This window comes from Pseudacidovorax sp. DMC4 (genome assembly GCF_056314265.1).
On the sequence record NZ_JBQUYR010000001.1, the window covers coordinates 193,521 to 208,479 of the forward strand.

Genomic DNA, 14,959 nt, shown 5'->3' on the forward strand with positions numbered 1-14,959 from the left:
GGCCCCGGAGCGCACGGCCATGACGATGTCCCTCACCCAATCCATCCACAAGGGCCGGCGCGAGAAGGCGGGCGAGACCGCGGCGATCTGCGGCGACGAACGTCGCAGCTGGGCCGAGCTCGCCGACCGCATCGAGCGCCTGGCCGGTGCGCTGGCGGCGCTGGGCGTGGCGCCGGGCGACCGCGTGGGCATGATGGCCCTCAACTCGGTGCGCTACCTGGAGTACTTCTACGGCTGCTGGTGGACGGGCGCGGTGGTCAACCCGGTCAACATCCGCTGGAATCCGCACGAGGTCGCCTACTCGCTGGACGACTGCGACACCCGCGTGCTGATCGTGGACGATGCCTTCGCCCCGCTGGTGCCGCAGCTGCGCCAACTGTCGCGCAGCCTGCGCACGGTGATCTTCTGCGGCCGCGGCACGCCGCCCGAGGGCGCGCTGGGCTACGAAGCCCTGCTGGCCGAGGCCGCGCCTCGCGACGACCTGCGGCGTGGCGGCACCGACCTGGCCGCGGTCATGTACACCGGCGGCACCACGGGCCGGCCCAAGGGCGTGATGCTGGGCCATGACAACCTCTACATCAATGCCCTGTCCAACGCGAGCGCGGTGCCGCGCGTGGGCGTGCAGGTGGGGCTGGTCGTCTCGCCCATGTTCCATGTGGCGGGCTGCGGGCTGTCGCTGCTGATGGCGCAGCGGCTGGTGCCGCAGGTCATCGTGCCGGCCTTCGACGAGGTGGCCATCATGGCGGCGGTGCAGGCGCACCGGGCCAACGAGATGTTCCTGGTGCCCACCATGATCAAGCGGCTGATCGAGCATCCGCGCTTCGCCGAGTTCGACCTGTCCAGCCTCAAGCTGATGCTCCACGGTGCCGCACCCATCGACGCGACGCTGCTGGCGCAGGCCATGGCTGCCCTGCCCGGCGCCGACTTCGCCCAGGCCTACGGCATGACCGAGCTGGCGCCCACCGTCGTCACCCTCGGCCCCGAGGAGCACCGCCCCGGCCCGCAGCGCGAGCGCCTGCTGCGCGCCGCCGGCCGGCCGGTGCCCATCGCCGAGGTGCGCATCGTCGACGGCGAAGGCCGTGAGCTGCCGCCCGGCGAGGTGGGCGAGATCACCGCGCGCGGTCCCATGGTGATGCAGGGCTACTGGAACAAGCCGGCCGAGACGGCCGCGGCGCTGCGGGACGGCTGGATGCACACCGGCGACATGGGCCGGCTCGATGCCGATGGCTACCTCTTCGTGGTCGACCGGCTCAAGGACATGATCGTCAGCGGCGGCGAGAACGTGTATTCGGCCGAGGTGGAGAACGCCATCGCCCAGCTGCCGCAGGTGTCCATGTGCGCCGTCATCGGCGTGCCCGACGAGCGCTGGGGCGAGCGCGTGCATGCGGTGCTGGTGCTGCGCGAGGGCCGGTCGCTGGACGAGGCCGAGGTGATCGCCCATTGCCGCGCGCACATCGCCGGCTACAAGTGCCCGCGCTCGGTGGAGTTCCGCGCCGCGCTGCCGCTGTCGGCCGCCGGCAAGCTGCAGAAGTTCGAACTGCGTGCCCCCTTCTGGGCCGGCCGCGCCCGCAACGTCAATTGACCGATCGCGCAGCCCGGCGCGGCCGGCTGGGCCCGACAAGGAGACAGACATGCCCCTGAACCTGAAGCGCTCCTGGAACAACGAGGAGCTGGAGGCGCTGCGCGACACCGCGGTGCGCTTCATCGAATCCGAGATGCAGCCGCAGGACGAAGCGGCGCGCAAGCGTGGTCATGTCGGCCACCAGCTCTGGCGCCGCGCCGGTGAGCTGGGCCTGCTGTGCACGGACATCCCCGAGGACTACGGTGGCGGTGGCGGCGACTTCCGGCACGAGGCGGTGATCTACGAAGAGATGGCGCGCCGCGGCCTTTCCGGCATGAGCAATTCGGTGCATTCCATCGTGGCGCACTACTTCCTCAATCACGGCACCGAGGCGCAGAAGCGCAAGTACCTGCCGCGCATGGCGTGCGGCGAGCTGATCGGCGCCATCGCCATGACCGAGCCCGGCGCCGGCTCGGACCTGCAGGGCATCCGCACGCGGGCCGAGCGGCAGGGTGACCTTTACGTGCTCAATGGCAGCAAGACCTTCATCACCAACGGCTTCCTGGCCGGCGTGATCCTGGTCGTCTGCAAGACCGACCCCACGCAGGGCGCACGCGGCACCTCGATCCTGATCGTGGAGACCGATGCGGCGCCTGCGGGCGATGACGCGCCGGGCATGCAGCGCGAGGGCTTCCGCGTGGGCCGCGTGCTCGACAAGATGGGCATGAAGGCGCAGGACACCTCCGAGCTCTTCTTCGACAACGTGGTGGTGCCGGCCGACGGCCTGCTGGGCGGCCAGGAGGGCCAGGGCTTCTATCAGTTGATGGGCGACCTGCCCTACGAGCGGCTGATCATCGGCGTCAGCGCCGTGGCCTGCATGGAAGGCGCCTATGCCGCCACGCTGGACTACGTGCGCGAGCGCAAGGCCTTCGGCAAGCCCATCGCCGAGATGCAGAACACCAAGTTCAAGCTGGCCGAGGTGGCCACGCAGATCATGGTGGGCCGTGCCTTCATGGACCGGTGCGTGGAGCAGATCGTGGCCGGCGAACTGGACACGGCCACCGCCTCCATGGCCAAGCTGTGGGGCTCCGAGGCGCAGGGCCGCGTGCTCGACGAGCTGGTGCAGCTGCACGGCGGCTACGGCTTCATGAACGAATACCTGGTCACGCGCATGTATGCCGACGCGCGGGTGCAGCGCATCTATGGCGGCACCAGCGAGATCATGAAGGAAGTCATCTCGCGGGCGCTGTGATGACGACGCCCGCCGCCGACGATGTGCTGCAGGTGCGCGAGGAAGCCGGCGTCGCCTGGCTCACGCTCAACCGCCCCGAGCGCCTGAACGCGCTGGACGACACGCTGGTGCTGGCGCTGCGCCAGTACTTCCAGGGCCTGACGCTGCAGTCCGCTGCCCGCGTGGTGGTGCTGCGCGGCGCGGGCCGGGCCTTCTGCGCGGGGCTGGACCTGCGGGACGTGGACCTCGAGCGCATGCCCGATGCCGCCGCGATGCTCCAGCGCCAGCGCGGCATCCGCGACATCATGGTCGCCATGCGGCGCTGCCCGCAACCCATCGTGAGCCTGGTGCAGGGCGCGGCCAGCGGCGGCGGCTTCGCGCTGGCGCTGGCCTCGGACATCCGCCTGGCCACGCCCGATGCCCGCATGAACGCCGCCTTCATCCGCATCGGCCTGTCGGCCTGCGACGTGGGCGTGAGCTACTTCCTGCCGCGCATGGTCGGCAGTTCGGTGGCCGCCGAATACATGCTCACGGGCCGCTTCATCGACGCACAGCGCGCCCAGCAACTCGGGCTGGTCAGCCGCGTGGGCCCCATGGACGAGATCGAGGCCGAGGCGCGCAGCCTGTGCGCCGACATGCTGCGCGCCACGCCGCTGGGCCTGGCCCTCACCAAGGACGCCCTGGGCCATGCGGTGGACGCCGCGAGCCTGGAGGCGGCCATGGCCCTCGAAGACCGCAACCAGGTGCTGTGCACCCAGACGCCCGACTTCCAGGAAGGCGTGCGCGCCTTCCTGGCGCGGCGCGAACCGCGCTACGGCGCTTCCTCACCCGTGAAGCCATGACCCTCGACGACCTCATGTACAAGCCCGGCCTGCTGGCCGGCGAACGCATCCTCGTGACCGGCGGCGGCACCGGCTTGGGCCGCGTCATGGCCGAGGCCTTCCTGATGCTCGGCGCCGACGTCTACCTCTGCGGCCGACGCGGCCCGGTGGTGGAAGAGACTGCACGCGAGCTGATGGCGGCCCACGGCGGCAAGGCGGCCGGCCATGCCTGCGACGTGCGGCAGCCTGACGCCATCGAGGCCATGCTCGACGCCATCTGGGCCGACGGCGGGCCGCTCACCGGCCTGGTCAACAACGCGGCCGGCAACTTCGTCAGCCGCACCGAGGACCTGTCGATGCGCGCCTTCGACGCCGTGGCCAACATCGTCATGCGCGGCAGCTTCAACATGACGCTGGAATGCGGCCGGCGCTGGCTGGCGGCAGGGCAGCGCGGCAGCGTGCTGTCCATCCTGACCACCTGGGTGTGGAACGGCTCCGCCTTCACCGTGCCTTCGGCCATGGCCAAGTCCGGTGTGCATGCGATGACCCAGTCGCTGGCGGTGGAATGGGGCAACCGCGGCATCCGCTGCAACGCCATCGCGCCGGGGCTCTTTCCCACCGAGGGCATGAGCGCGCGCCTCAATCCACAGGGCGGCGAGCACAAGCCCGAGGGCAATCCCATGCAGCGCGCCGGTCGCATGCCCGAGCTGGCCAACCTGGCGGTCTTCCTCATGAGCCGACAGGCCGAGTACCTCACGGGACAGACGATTGCCATCGATGGCGGGCAATATCAGGCCACCGGCGGCAACTTCGCCAGCCTGGCCGCCTGGGGCGATGACGACTGGGCGAAGGCGCGCGAGTCCATCGCCTCGCGCAACGCGGCCGACCGCGCCCAGCGCACGGCCTGAGATCCCGCCGCCGGGCTTTGCACAGGAGACTTTTTTCGATGACTTCCCCCACCCGTGTGCGGGTCGACGTGGACGGCGGCGTGGCAGAGGTGGCGCTCGCCCGGCCCGACAAGATGAACGCGCTCGACCCCGCCATGTTCGACGCCCTGCTCGATGCCCTGGCGCGCCTGCAGGCCGAGCCCGGCCTGCGCGCCGTGGTGCTGCACGGCGAAGGTCGCGCCTTCTGCGCCGGACTGGACATGGGCAGCATGGCCGGCATGGCGGGCGGCGAACCCGCTGGCGGCTTCACCGACCTGCTGCCGCGCACCCATGGCATCGCCAACCGCTTCCAGCAGGTCTGCTGGGGCTGGCAGGAGCTGCCGGTGCCCGTCATCGCCGCGGTGCACGGCGTGGCCTATGGCGGCGGTTTGCAGCTGGCAGCGGGCGCGGACATCCGCCTGGTGGCGGCCGATGCGCGCCTGTCGGTGCTGGAGATCAAGTGGGGCCTGGTGCCCGACATGGCGGGCTGCGCGTTGCTGGCGCCGCTGGTGCGCGGCGACCACCTGCGGGAGTTGGTCTACACCGGCCGCGTGGTCGATGGCACCGAGGCCGCCGCGCTGGGCCTGGCGACCCGGGTCAGCGCCGATCCGCTGACCGAGGCCCGGACCATGGCGCGCCAGATCGCCGCCAGCAGCCCCAGCGCCATCCGCGCCGCCAAGCGGCTGATGCGCCTGACGGCACACGCCACGCCCGAGGAACTGCTGCTCGCCGAAGCGCGGGAGCAGCAGGCGCTCATCGGTAGCCCGAATCAGAGGGAGGCAGTGCGCGCGGGGATGGAAAAGCGCCCGGCAAGGTACGAGGACTGAGCCCGCTTCCCCCTTCGCGGCTCGGCGCGCTTCCCATCCGATCTGCGGGGTGGCGTCCCGCCGCTCAGCGGCCCGACTTGTTGCGCACGCCGCTGACGCCAGCGTCGATGGTGCCGAACACCTCCACACCGCTGCCGCCCGTGGATGCCGTGCTGCCGCCGCTGGCCGAGCCGCTGCTCGCGCAGCCGGTGCCGAGGGCGGCAAGGCCCAGCATCAGTGCCAGGGTGAGGGCGGCGCGCCGGGCGCCGGGGGCGAATCGAGAGGTCATCGAACGGTTCCTTGGATGAGGATGGCCGGCATTCAGCACCGGACGCTTCAGGGTCGACTCCGAGGCTGCGTCGGCAGTTCCACGCAGCCCAGCGGCAGGAAGCCGGCCTGCTCGCCCTTTTCCTCGTAGCCGCGCGGATTGGCGACCACGCGGCAGCCTGACTTCACGTAGTCGAAGGCGCAATGCAGGTGGCCGTGCATCCAGACGTCGGCCAGCGGCAGCAACTCGTCCAGCGCATTGCAGAAGCCTGCCGTGCCCGGCGCCAGCCCGTAGCGCGGGTCGGCGCTGGCCAGCGAAGGCGCGAAGTGAGTGATGGCTACCGTCACACCGTCGAAGGGCTGGGCGAGTGCTTCGCGCAGCCAGTCCTGGCACGCCAGGGCCTGCGCGCGCAGCTCGGCTGCCATGAAGGGCTGGCCGCCGCGTGTGGTGGCGGCCTTGGCCAGGTAGAAATCGGCGGCGCGCATGGCCTTGCCGCGCTTGCGAACGCGGGCGACGGTGTCGTCCTGCGGCGTCGCAAGGGCGTCGAAGTCGGCCCAGAGCGTGGTGCCGACGAAGCGCACACCCTGGTGCACCTGCATCTCGCGCTCCAGCCAGAAGATGCCGAGCGCCTCGCAGTGCTCGCGCAGACGGGCATGGGTCTCGTCGAAATCCAGGCCGTCGTACTCATGATTGCCGGGCACGTAGATCACCGGCACCGGCCAGCCCCGCTTCGGGGAAAAGCGGCCCAGGCCGAAATCCGGGTCCGTCAGCTGCGAGCCGCGCTGGTACGAGCCCACGTCCCCCGCGAGCACCAGCAGCTCGGCGCCGGGCGCGGGATGGGCGACGAATTCGGGATAGGTCTCGAGGTGCAGGTCCGACAGCAGCTGGATCTTCATGCGCACCAGTGTAGAAATTCACAGCCCATGTCGCGGTCGCTGCGGCGCCATGCGCGGACGGCATGGAGTTGGGGTTGTGAAAACTAGGGAAAACCCTATTCTTCTACCCATACCTACATACACGCGGCGTGGAGCCGCGAAACATCATGTCTTCCCTGCTCACTTTCTGGTCCCGCTGGATGCAACCGACCGCCGCCCCCGTGCCCGCCAGCCCGGCCGCCGATCTCTTCGAATCCGCCGACGCGATGGCCGGCCTGGATCCGCACCACGCGCAGGAACTGCGCGAAGCCGCTTCCGCCTGGCTGCGCGTCGTCCGTTGAGGTATCGCCAGGCTGGCGCAAGATAAGCGGCAACCGGAGCACCGGCGGGATAGGCCGCAAGCCACTCAGGCCCGCGGCAGCACGTACTCCGCCAGGGTGCGGGCAAACGCATCGCCCGCCGCCCGCACGATCAGGTCGCGCAGCCACGCGTGACCCGGTGCCGCCTGCATACGCCGGTGCCACAGCGCATCCACGTGCACCAGCGGCAGGGTGAGCGGCAACTCACGCACGACCAGGCCGTCGCTCACGCCGGTGCTGCTCACGAAATGGCGCGGCAGCACCGTCAGCAGGTCCGAATCGGCCACCACCTTGCCGGCCGTGAAGAACTGGTTCACCGTCAGCACGATGCGCCGGCGACGGCCGATGGCCTCCAGCGCCTCGTCGACGAAACCCCAGGGCCGCCCGGAAAAGCTCACCAGCAGGTGACGCGCGGCGCAGAAGGCGTCCAGCGTCAGCTCCTGCGCGGCCAGCGGATGGCCGCTACGCATCACGCAAACGTAGCGCCCCACGTAAAGGCGGTGCGATTCGAAGGCCACGGCTTCACCGGCCTGGGTGCGGGCCGTCAGGTCGGCCATCACCGCCGGAAAGTGGCCGATGGCCAGGTCTGCCGATTCCTTGTCGAGCAGGCCGCGCGGGTCGCGCGTGTTCAGCGGTACCACCCGCAGCGACACGCCGGGCGCCTCCGCCTCCAGCAGCCGCACGGCGCCGGGAATCAGCTCGGTGGCGGTGGCATCGGCCATGGCCAGCACGAAGCTGTCGTCCGCCTGCGCCGGCTCGAAGGCCGTGGGGGCGATGGCGTGCTGGATGTGGCGCAAGGCGTCGCGCACCACCGGCCACAGGGCCAGGGCCCGCGGCGTGGGCTCGACACCGCTGCCGGCGCGGTGCACCAGCTCGTCGCCCAGCGTCTCGCGCAGGCGGCGCAGGGCATTGCTCACCGCGGGCTGGGTCAGAGAGAGGTTGCGGGCGGCGCGGGTGAGGCTGCGCTCGGCCATCACCTCGTCGAAGACGCGCAGGAGATTCAGATCGAGTGTGCGGAAATTGACGTTCATCATTCCAATGAATGAAGAGCATCACCACTATAAAGTGGAAGAACACTGGGGCAAACCCTAATATTCAGTCCATCGGCACTGTTGCCCACCGTTTTCTTCCCTAGGAGGGGATTGCCATGACCACCTTCGTCCACGTCGACCAACCCGTCTCGCACCCCGGCGTCCGCCGCGCCGAGGAAACCGCGGCCTACATCCGCGATGCGGGCCGCAGCTTCAAGGCCCGCGGTGGCGCGCTCATGATGGTCGTCGCCGCCCTGCTGGCCGCTGCGCTGGTGGTGGCCGAGCGCTTCGTGGCCGAGATCACCGACGGCAGCCTGCTGGCCGCCTGGATGGTGCTGTGGGCCCTGGTGTTCGGCGGCCTGTCGCTGTACGCCGCCGGCGCTGCGCAGAGCCTGGCCATCGGCTTGGTCGAGCGCTGGAACAGCCTGCAGCGCGCCCAGGCCGCTGCCCGCGCCGACGAGCGCTTCCTTGCCGCCGCACACCGCGACACCCGCATCATGAACGACCTGCAGGCGGCCATCACCCGCGCCGAATCGGTCTCGGCGGTCGACAGCGCCGTGCCGGCCCAGACCAAGATGCGCGTGCACCAGGCCACCGCCAGCCACCTCGCCCGCTACTACTGAGCGCAGCCTGGCCGCCGCCCCGAAAGGCGGCGAGCGCCCGCAAAAAAACCGCCCTCGGGCGGTTTTTTTGCGTCTGCGGCTCGCACAGGGCCGGATGCGCTGGCTGCGGGACCGCGTGGCTGCTGGCGCAGACACGCACGTCGGGCAACAGAATCGAAAGGCCGCGGAGCAGGCCACGCCAGTGCACCCGAGGAACTGGCTTCGCCAGGCCTCTGGGTGCGCCCCCCTCCAAGCCGAAGGCGCCAGGGAGGGGGGAGCCGCGAAGCGGCATGGGGGGTGTCGCTCTATATCAAGCCGCCAGGCGCTGCTCGATGGCCGCCTTGGTCTGCGGCAGCTCTTCCGGCAGGTGGTGGGCCAGTTGCTCGAACAGCTCGCTGTGCAGCTTGAGTTCGGCCTGCCAGGCGGCCTTGTCGATGCTGGTGACCTTGTCGAATTGCTCGCGGCTGAAGTCCAGGCCGGTCCAGTTCAGGTCTTCGTAGCGCGGGCTGACGCCGAAGACATGTTCGTCGCCCTGACCCTGGCCCTCGATGCGGTCGATCATCCACTTGAGCACGCGCATGTTCTCGCCGTAGCCGGGCCAGACGAACTTGCCGTCGTCGCCCTTGCGGAACCAGTTGGTGGTGTAGATGTGCGGCAGCTTGGCGCCCGAGGCCTGCAGCTTCTTGCCCAGGTCCAGCCAGTGCTGGAAGTAGTCGCTCATGTTGTAGCCCATGAAGGGCAGCATGGCGAAGGGGTCGCGGCGCACCACGCCCTGCTGGCCGGCGGCGGCGGCGGTCGTCTCGCTGCCCATGGTGGCGGCCATGTAGACGCCTTCGGTCCAGTTGCGGGCCTCGGTGACCAGCGGCACCGTGGTGGAGCGGCGGCCGCCGAAGATGAAGGCGTCGATCTTCACGCCCTTCGGGTCGTCCCAGGCCTCGTCAAGCGCCGGGTTGTTGGTGGCGGCCACGGTGAAGCGGGCGTTGGGATGGGCGGCCTTGGCGCCGGTCTCGCGCGCGATCTGCGGCGTCCAGTCCTTGCCCTGCCAGTCGATCAGGTGCGCGGGCAGGGCCTTGCCGGGAGCATCGGCCTCCATGCCTTCCCACCACACATCGCCGTCGTCGGTCAGCGCGACGTTCGTGAAGATCACGTTCTTGTCGAGGCTGGCCATGCAGTTGGGGTTGGTCTTGAAGTTGGTGCCCGGTGCCACGCCGAAGTAGCCCGCCTCGGGGTTGATGGCGCGCAGGCTGCCATCGGGCTGGGGCTTGATCCAGGCGATGTCGTCGCCGATGGTCGTGACCTTCCAGCCCTCGAAGCCGGCCGGCGGCACGAGCATGGAGAAGTTGGTCTTGCCGCAGGCGCTGGGGAAGGCGGCGGCCACGTGGTACTTCTTGCCCTCGGGGCTGGTCACGCCGAGGATGAGCATGTGCTCGGCCAGCCAACCTTCGTCGCGGCCCATGTTGGAGGCGATGCGCAGGGCGAAGCACTTCTTGCCCAGCAGGGCGTTGCCGCCGTAGCCCGAGCCGTACGACCAGATCTCGCGCGTGGCCGGGTAGTGGACGATGTACTTGGTCTTGTTGCAGGGCCAGGCCACGTCCTTCTGGCCGGCCTGCAGCGGCGCGCCCACGGTGTGCACGCAGGGCACGAACTCGCCCTCGGCGCCCAGCACGTCGTACACGGCGCGGCCCATGCGGGTCATGATCTTCATGTTGACGGCCACGTACGGGCTGTCGGACAGCTCGATGCCGATGTGTGCGATGGGCGAGCCCAGCGGGCCCATGCTGAAGGGCACCACATACATGGTGCGGCCCTTCATGCAGCCGTCGAACAGCGGCTGCAGCGTGGCGCGCATCTCCGCGGGGGCCATCCAGTTGTTGGTGGGACCGGCGTCTTCCTTCTTCTCGCTGCAGATGAAGGTGCGGTCCTCGACGCGGGCGACGTCGCTCGGGTCGGAGCAGGCGAGGAAGGAGCCGGGTCGTTTGGCCGCGTTCAGGCGCTTGAAGGTGCCGGCTTCGACCAGCTGGTTGCACAGCGCGTCGTATTCTTCCTGGCTGCCGTCGCACCAGTGGATGCGTTCGGGCTTGCACAGGGCCGCCATCTCGGCCACCCAGGCGATGAGCTTGGGATTCTTGACGTAGTCGGGGGCCTGCAGATTGCTGGGACTCATGGTGAACTCCTGAAAAGAAAACTGTCTTTTCGAACGACGCTCGTCGCGGGGCGCGCGGCGTGAACGTCGTTGGAGAAAACGTCTTCGGTCAGGGATTCCGCGGTCGCGGTCGGCGCAGGCGGCAGGTCGCGCTCGGCGTGAAGCCCGCGCGTCCGTCGGAAGGCATGGAGGAATCCGGCATGGCGCTCAGGCCGGATTCATGCACGCCCTCGGCACTCAGGCCAGGTACACCGCGATCGAAGCCAGCAGCAGCATCAGGATGCCGCCAGCAATGGGCAGCACAATGGGCATCAGCGGAACGATGCCTTCCACCGCGTCTTTCTCGATGATGGCATCGTGGCCGGGCTCGACGGGCGTGGGAGTGGACATGGGCGAGCGTCTCTTTTCTAAGCGGACAAGGAGAAAGATGTTAACAAGCACCCCTTCTCCCAGGAAAGCGACTGGGTCTCGGGGTTTCTCCTGCCGAGGCGCTCCAGCAGCGGGTTTGCGCTGTCCCGGCGCGCGCTGCGCGCCGGTGCGGAGGGTGAAAAGTGGCCGTGCGTTCCGCCGCCGCGCAACAGCCGGCCCGGGCTAGTGCTTTTCCTCGGCCTCGAAGCCGGCGTTGCGCAGGGCCTCGATCACCGAGGCCAGGTGCTCGCGGCCCCGGGTCTGCAGCACCAATTCGATGTCCACGTTCTGCGCCGCCAGCAGCGTGAAGGCGCGCTGGTGGTGCACTTCGTCGATGTTGGCGCCGGCCTCCGCCACGGTGGCCGTGATGCGCGCCAGCATGCCGGGCACGTCGCGAGCACTCACCGTCAGCCGCGCCAGGCGACCGGCGCGCACCATGCCGCGCTCGATGATCGCGGCCAGCAGCAGCGGATCGATGTTGCCGCCCGAGAGCACAAGGCCCACCTTGCGGCCGCGGAAGCGCTCAGGATGCCGCAGCAGCGCGGCCAGGCCGGCGGCGCCTGCGCCCTCCACCAGCGTCTTCTCGATCTCCAGCAGCATCAGCACCGACTGCTCGATGTCGCCCTCGTCCACCAGCACCAGGTCGTCCACCATCGCCGCGATGATCTCGCGCGTGCGTTCGCCCGGCGTGCCCACGGCGATGCCCTCGGCGATGGTGCTGGTGCCGGCGACGTGCTCCGTGCCCTTCACGGCGTTGACCATGGCCGGGAAGCGCGCGGTCTGCACGCCCACGATCTGCAGGCCGGGGCGGCGGGCCCGGCCCACCACCGTCATGCCGGCCAGAAGGCCGCCGCCGCCCACCGAGACGACCAGCGTGTCCAGCTCCGGCACGTCTTCGAGCATCTCCAGCGCCACCGTGCCTTGGCCCGCGATGATGGCGTCGTCGTCGTAGGGATGCACGAAGGCCAGACCGTCGCGCTCGGCCAGCTCGTAGGCATGGGCGCGCGCCGCCTCCAGCGAATCGCCGAACAGCACCACATGGGCGCCGAAGCCGCGCGTGCGCTCGATCTTCACGCCCGGCGTGAAGCGCGGCATGACGATGGTGGCGGGAATGCCCAGGCGCTGCGCGTGGTAGGCCACGCCCTGGGCATGGTTGCCGGCCGACATGGCGATCACGCCCCTGGGCGGCACGTCGGCGGCGGCCAGCTGCGCCATGATGTTGCAGGCGCCACGCTCCTTGAAGGAGGCGGTGAACTGCAGGTTCTCGAACTTGAGGAAGACCTGCGCACCGACGATGTCCGACAGGGTGCGCGATTCCACGCAGGGCGTGCGCAGCACCTGGCCCTGGAGGCGCCGGGCGGCGGCTTCGATGTCTTGGAGGGAGACCATGGCCGGCATTGTGGCGCCGCTGCGCACGCCGGCGTCCGCCGGATGCGCGCCTGCGGCCGCGGGCGGCCCTGCATCGGGACCGGCGGGCGCGCGCCGCCGTCCCGGGGCTTTCGCGGCCCCGCACTTCCGCATTGCATCGGACTGCGCTATGGTCGCCGCTCCATCTCCGAGGAAACCCTGCCATGGCCCGCCGCTCAGGACTCGACGCCAGCACCGCCCAGCGCGGGGCCGCCTTGCCCTCGCCCGGCCTGCGCGAGGCGCCGGTGCTGGAGCTCATGTGCTCGCACTTCGTGCTCACGCTCGCTGCGCAGCAGGGCCCGCGCTTCAACGTGCGGCGCGACCTCAACGGCCTGCTCTCGCTCACCGGCCGGCACCTGGTGTGGCCCGTGTCGGTATTGCAGCGGCTGCGGGCCTTCCTGGCGCGGCGCTGCGAGGGCAACGAGGTCTGGAAGGACGTGCAGACGCTGGACAACCGCGCCCTGCTCGAGCGCCACGGCCACTGGCGCGGGCCCTACGAAGAAGGCACGCTCTTCTTCCACCTCGACGAATACGCCAAGGACCAGCCCAAGGACCTGCTGGCCGTGCTGGCATTGACCCGCGACTGGCTGGCGCAGACGCTGCGCAAGCAGTCCACGCTGGTCGAGAAGAACATCGACGCGCTGGCTGGCCTGCTGCAGCTGAACAAGGCCGAGCGCGCGCTGCTGCTCTACGGGACGCTGGCGCGCTACCAGCGCGACCTGCGCTCGCTGCTGGTGGAGTTCAAGGTCAGCAACGCGCCCGAGGCCTATGCCGCGCTGGCCGAGGTGGCCGGCGTGAGCCCCAGCGAGGTGGGCGAGGCGCTGCGCGCCGGCTCGCGGCTGGAGCGCATCGGCCTGGTCGAGAACCTCATCTCCGAGCACAACATCACCGACCTGGCCGACCTGATGAAGGTCAGCGAGAAGCTGCCGCCGGTGCTCATGCGCGAGTACCGCGACCAGAGCGAGCTGATGGCCGTCTTCACGCGGCCCTCCACCAAGAGCGAATTGACGCTGGACGACTTCGCGTTCGTCGACGACGAGGCCCGCATGCTGATCACGCTGCTGCGTGCCGCCGTCGCGCGCAAGGAGCCGGGCGTGAATGTGCTGCTCTACGGCCCGCCGGGCACGGGCAAGACCGAGCTGGCCAAGGTGGTGGCGCAGGCCGCGGGGCTGGAGCTGTTCGAGGTCGAGTACGCCGACCGCGACGGCAACTCCCTCTCGGGCCGCGACCGCTACCGCTCGCTGCAGATCGCGCAGGTCTTCCTCAAGGGCAGCGCGCAGTCGGCGCTGCTGTTCGACGAGGTGGAGGACGTGTTTCCGCCCATCAGCACCGAGGCGGCGCAGTTCATGGCCCGGGCCGAGCAGATCGCGGCGCCGGCCGCCAGCGGCAGCGTCAACGGCAAGGCCTGGGTCAACCAGATCCTGGAGACCAACCCGGTGCCCACGCTGTGGGTCACCAACCGCATCGAGCAGATCGATCCGGCCTTCCGCCGCCGCTTCGCCTACCACCTGGAGCTGAAGTCGCCACCGCCCGGGGCGCGCGAGCAGATCGTGCGCAAGGCCCTGGCCGGCGTCGAGGTGTCCGAGGCCTTCGCGGGCCGGCTGGCCGAGCGGCGCGGGCTCACGCCGGCGCAGATCCGCACCGCGGTGCGCTTCGCCGGCCTGGCGGCCGAAGGCGGCGTCGATGCCGAGGCGCTGATCGAGCGCCAGCTGCGTAACGCCGACCAGGCGCTCGGCCGCAGCCCCGGCACGCCGGCCGAGCGCCTGGCCGTGACCACCTGGGACCTGGGCATGCTCAACGTCGATACGCGCTTCGAGATCCCGCGCATCGTCGAGGCGCTCAAGGCCCGCGGCCACGGCACGCTGTGCTTCTACGGCGCGCCCGGCACCGGCAAGACGGCGCTGGCCGAGCACATCGCCCGCGCGCTGGGCCGGCCGCTGATGATCAAGCAGGCCAGCGACCTGATGAGCAAGTACGTCGGCGAGACCGAGCAGCAGATGGCCGCCATGTTCCGCGAGGCCGAGGCCGAGAAGGCAGTGCTTTTGCTGGACGAGGCGGACTCCTTCCTGCAGGACCGGCGCGGTGCCCAGCGCACCTACGAGGTCACCGAGGTCAACGAGATGCTGCAGGGCATGGAGCGCTACCAGGGCGTCTTCGTCTGCACCACCAACCTGCTCGACCGCATCGATCAGGCGGCGCTGCGCCGCTTCACCTTCAAGATCCGCTTCAAGCCCCTTACGACCGACCAGCGCGAGCGCATGTTCGTCAACGAGGCGCTGGGCGGCGATGCCGAGGCCCTGACGCCCGAAGCGGCGGCGCGCCTAGCGCGGCTGGACCAGCTGTGCCCCGGCGACTTCGCCGCGGTCAAGCGGCAGGTGGAGATCCTGGCCACGGCTTTCACGCCCGAGGAATTCCTGGAGCAGCTGGAGGCCGAGCACCGCCTCAAGCCCGAGGTGCGCGAGGCCCGGGGCATGGGCTTCGTCCACTGAGAAGGGGTGGGCGAGCCCGCCACGCCCGCCCG

Annotated in this window: 14 protein-coding genes; 8 read left to right on the forward strand and 6 right to left on the reverse strand. The window is 70.0% G+C overall.

What is annotated here, in order from left to right:
* The first annotated feature begins 19 nt into the window (after nt 1-19).
* Genes ACT54X_RS00905 through ACT54X_RS00925 form a run of 5 tightly spaced genes read left to right on the forward strand, consistent with a single transcriptional unit; the run spans nt 20 to nt 5,366 of the window.
* Nucleotides 20-1,582, forward strand: coding sequence for an acyl-CoA synthetase (locus tag ACT54X_RS00905; RefSeq protein WP_476344516.1), 1,563 nt, complete (start codon nt 20-22; stop codon nt 1,580-1,582).
* 49 nt (nt 1,583-1,631) lie between these two features.
* Entirely contained in the window at nt 1,632-2,813 is a 1,182-nt protein-coding gene (locus tag ACT54X_RS00910) for an acyl-CoA dehydrogenase family protein (RefSeq protein ID WP_476344518.1), read from the forward strand.
* Nucleotides 2,813-3,634: an enoyl-CoA hydratase/isomerase family protein gene (locus ACT54X_RS00915; RefSeq protein ID WP_476344520.1), complete on the forward strand. Its 822-nt coding sequence runs from the start codon at nt 2,813-2,815 to the stop codon at nt 3,632-3,634. The genes ACT54X_RS00910 and ACT54X_RS00915 overlap by 1 nt, the downstream gene beginning before the upstream one ends.
* Nucleotides 3,631-4,521 carry an SDR family oxidoreductase gene (locus ACT54X_RS00920; RefSeq protein WP_294366301.1) on the forward strand — a complete coding sequence of 297 codons (891 nt, stop codon included), beginning with the start codon at nt 3,631-3,633 and terminating at the stop codon, nt 4,519-4,521. Before ACT54X_RS00915 ends, ACT54X_RS00920 begins: the two co-directional genes overlap by 4 nt.
* Nucleotides 4,522-4,559: 38 nt before the next feature.
* The gene (locus ACT54X_RS00925; protein ID WP_294366303.1) at nt 4,560-5,366 is read left to right on the forward strand and encodes a crotonase/enoyl-CoA hydratase family protein; all 807 of its coding nucleotides are present in this window, start codon (nt 4,560-4,562) and stop codon (nt 5,364-5,366) included.
* 64 nt (nt 5,367-5,430) lie between these two features.
* Here ACT54X_RS00925 and ACT54X_RS00930 read toward each other — a convergent pair whose 3' ends face one another.
* Both ACT54X_RS00930 and ACT54X_RS00935 read right to left on the reverse strand, forming a co-directional pair.
* Nucleotides 5,431-5,634: a hypothetical protein gene (locus tag ACT54X_RS00930; RefSeq protein ID WP_294366305.1), complete on the reverse strand. Its 204-nt coding sequence runs from the start codon at nt 5,632-5,634 to the stop codon at nt 5,431-5,433.
* A 47-nt stretch (nt 5,635-5,681) separates the two neighbouring features.
* A complete protein-coding gene (locus ACT54X_RS00935; RefSeq protein WP_476344523.1) occupies nt 5,682-6,509 on the reverse strand; it encodes a metallophosphoesterase in 828 nt (275 codons plus the stop codon).
* A gap of 179 nt (nt 6,510-6,688) precedes the next feature.
* Here ACT54X_RS00935 and ACT54X_RS00940 point away from each other — a divergent pair, with 179 nt between their 5' ends.
* Nucleotides 6,689-6,829 (forward strand): hypothetical protein, encoded by a 141-nt coding sequence (locus ACT54X_RS00940; RefSeq protein WP_294366310.1) that lies wholly within the window; start codon nt 6,689-6,691, stop codon nt 6,827-6,829.
* Nucleotides 6,830-6,894: 65 nt separating this feature from the next.
* Here ACT54X_RS00940 and ACT54X_RS00945 read toward each other — a convergent pair whose 3' ends face one another.
* Nucleotides 6,895-7,878: a LysR family transcriptional regulator gene (locus ACT54X_RS00945; protein WP_294366312.1), complete on the reverse strand. Its 984-nt coding sequence runs from the start codon at nt 7,876-7,878 to the stop codon at nt 6,895-6,897.
* Nucleotides 7,879-7,994: 116 nt separating this feature from the next.
* Here ACT54X_RS00945 and ACT54X_RS00950 point away from each other — a divergent pair, with 116 nt between their 5' ends.
* On the forward strand, nt 7,995-8,501 hold the full coding sequence (locus ACT54X_RS00950; RefSeq protein WP_294366314.1) for a hypothetical protein: 507 nt from the start codon (nt 7,995-7,997) through the stop codon (nt 8,499-8,501).
* Nucleotides 8,502-8,790: 289 nt separating this feature from the next.
* Here the strand turns inward: ACT54X_RS00950 and ACT54X_RS00955 are convergent, their stop codons facing one another.
* From ACT54X_RS00955 to ACT54X_RS00965, 3 genes are all read right to left on the reverse strand, one after another.
* On the reverse strand, nt 8,791-10,644 hold the full coding sequence (locus tag ACT54X_RS00955) for a phosphoenolpyruvate carboxykinase (GTP) (protein ID WP_294366316.1): 1,854 nt from the start codon (nt 10,642-10,644) through the stop codon (nt 8,791-8,793).
* Nucleotides 10,645-10,860: 216 nt separating this feature from the next.
* A complete protein-coding gene (locus tag ACT54X_RS00960) occupies nt 10,861-11,013 on the reverse strand; it encodes a hypothetical protein (RefSeq protein WP_017759270.1) in 153 nt (50 codons plus the stop codon).
* Nucleotides 11,014-11,214: 201 nt separating this feature from the next.
* A complete protein-coding gene (locus ACT54X_RS00965) occupies nt 11,215-12,420 on the reverse strand; it encodes a threonine ammonia-lyase (RefSeq protein WP_294366318.1) in 1,206 nt (401 codons plus the stop codon).
* 182 nt (nt 12,421-12,602) lie between these two features.
* Here ACT54X_RS00965 and ACT54X_RS00970 point away from each other — a divergent pair, with 182 nt between their 5' ends.
* Nucleotides 12,603-14,927, forward strand: a complete 2,325-nt coding sequence (locus ACT54X_RS00970; RefSeq protein ID WP_294366319.1) for an ATP-binding protein — start codon at nt 12,603-12,605, stop codon at nt 14,925-14,927.
* The last annotated feature ends 32 nt before the right edge of the window (nt 14,928-14,959 follow it).

Bases quoted from the DNA above. Each gene is read 5' to 3' on its own strand.
- ACT54X_RS00905 (WP_476344516.1), top strand. From the start codon at position 20: ATGACGATGTCCCTCACCCAATCCATCCACAAGGGCCGGCGCGAGAAG.
- ACT54X_RS00910 (WP_476344518.1), top strand. From the start codon at position 1,632: ATGCCCCTGAACCTGAAGCGCTCCTGGAACAACGAGGAGCTGGAGGCG.
- ACT54X_RS00915 (WP_476344520.1), top strand. From the start codon at position 2,813: ATGACGACGCCCGCCGCCGACGATGTGCTGCAGGTGCGCGAGGAAGCC.
- ACT54X_RS00920 (WP_294366301.1), top strand. From the start codon at position 3,631: ATGACCCTCGACGACCTCATGTACAAGCCCGGCCTGCTGGCCGGCGAA.
- ACT54X_RS00925 (WP_294366303.1), top strand. From the start codon at position 4,560: ATGACTTCCCCCACCCGTGTGCGGGTCGACGTGGACGGCGGCGTGGCA.
- ACT54X_RS00930 (WP_294366305.1), bottom strand. From the start codon at position 5,634: ATGACCTCTCGATTCGCCCCCGGCGCCCGGCGCGCCGCCCTCACCCTG.
- ACT54X_RS00935 (WP_476344523.1), bottom strand. From the start codon at position 6,509: ATGAAGATCCAGCTGCTGTCGGACCTGCACCTCGAGACCTATCCCGAA.
- ACT54X_RS00940 (WP_294366310.1), top strand. From the start codon at position 6,689: ATGCAACCGACCGCCGCCCCCGTGCCCGCCAGCCCGGCCGCCGATCTC.
- ACT54X_RS00945 (WP_294366312.1), bottom strand. From the start codon at position 7,878: ATGAACGTCAATTTCCGCACACTCGATCTGAATCTCCTGCGCGTCTTC.
- ACT54X_RS00950 (WP_294366314.1), top strand. From the start codon at position 7,995: ATGACCACCTTCGTCCACGTCGACCAACCCGTCTCGCACCCCGGCGTC.
- ACT54X_RS00955 (WP_294366316.1), bottom strand. From the start codon at position 10,644: ATGAGTCCCAGCAATCTGCAGGCCCCCGACTACGTCAAGAATCCCAAG.
- ACT54X_RS00960 (WP_017759270.1), bottom strand. From the start codon at position 11,013: ATGTCCACTCCCACGCCCGTCGAGCCCGGCCACGATGCCATCATCGAG.
- ACT54X_RS00965 (WP_294366318.1), bottom strand. From the start codon at position 12,420: ATGGTCTCCCTCCAAGACATCGAAGCCGCCGCCCGGCGCCTCCAGGGC.
- ACT54X_RS00970 (WP_294366319.1), top strand. From the start codon at position 12,603: ATGGCCCGCCGCTCAGGACTCGACGCCAGCACCGCCCAGCGCGGGGCC.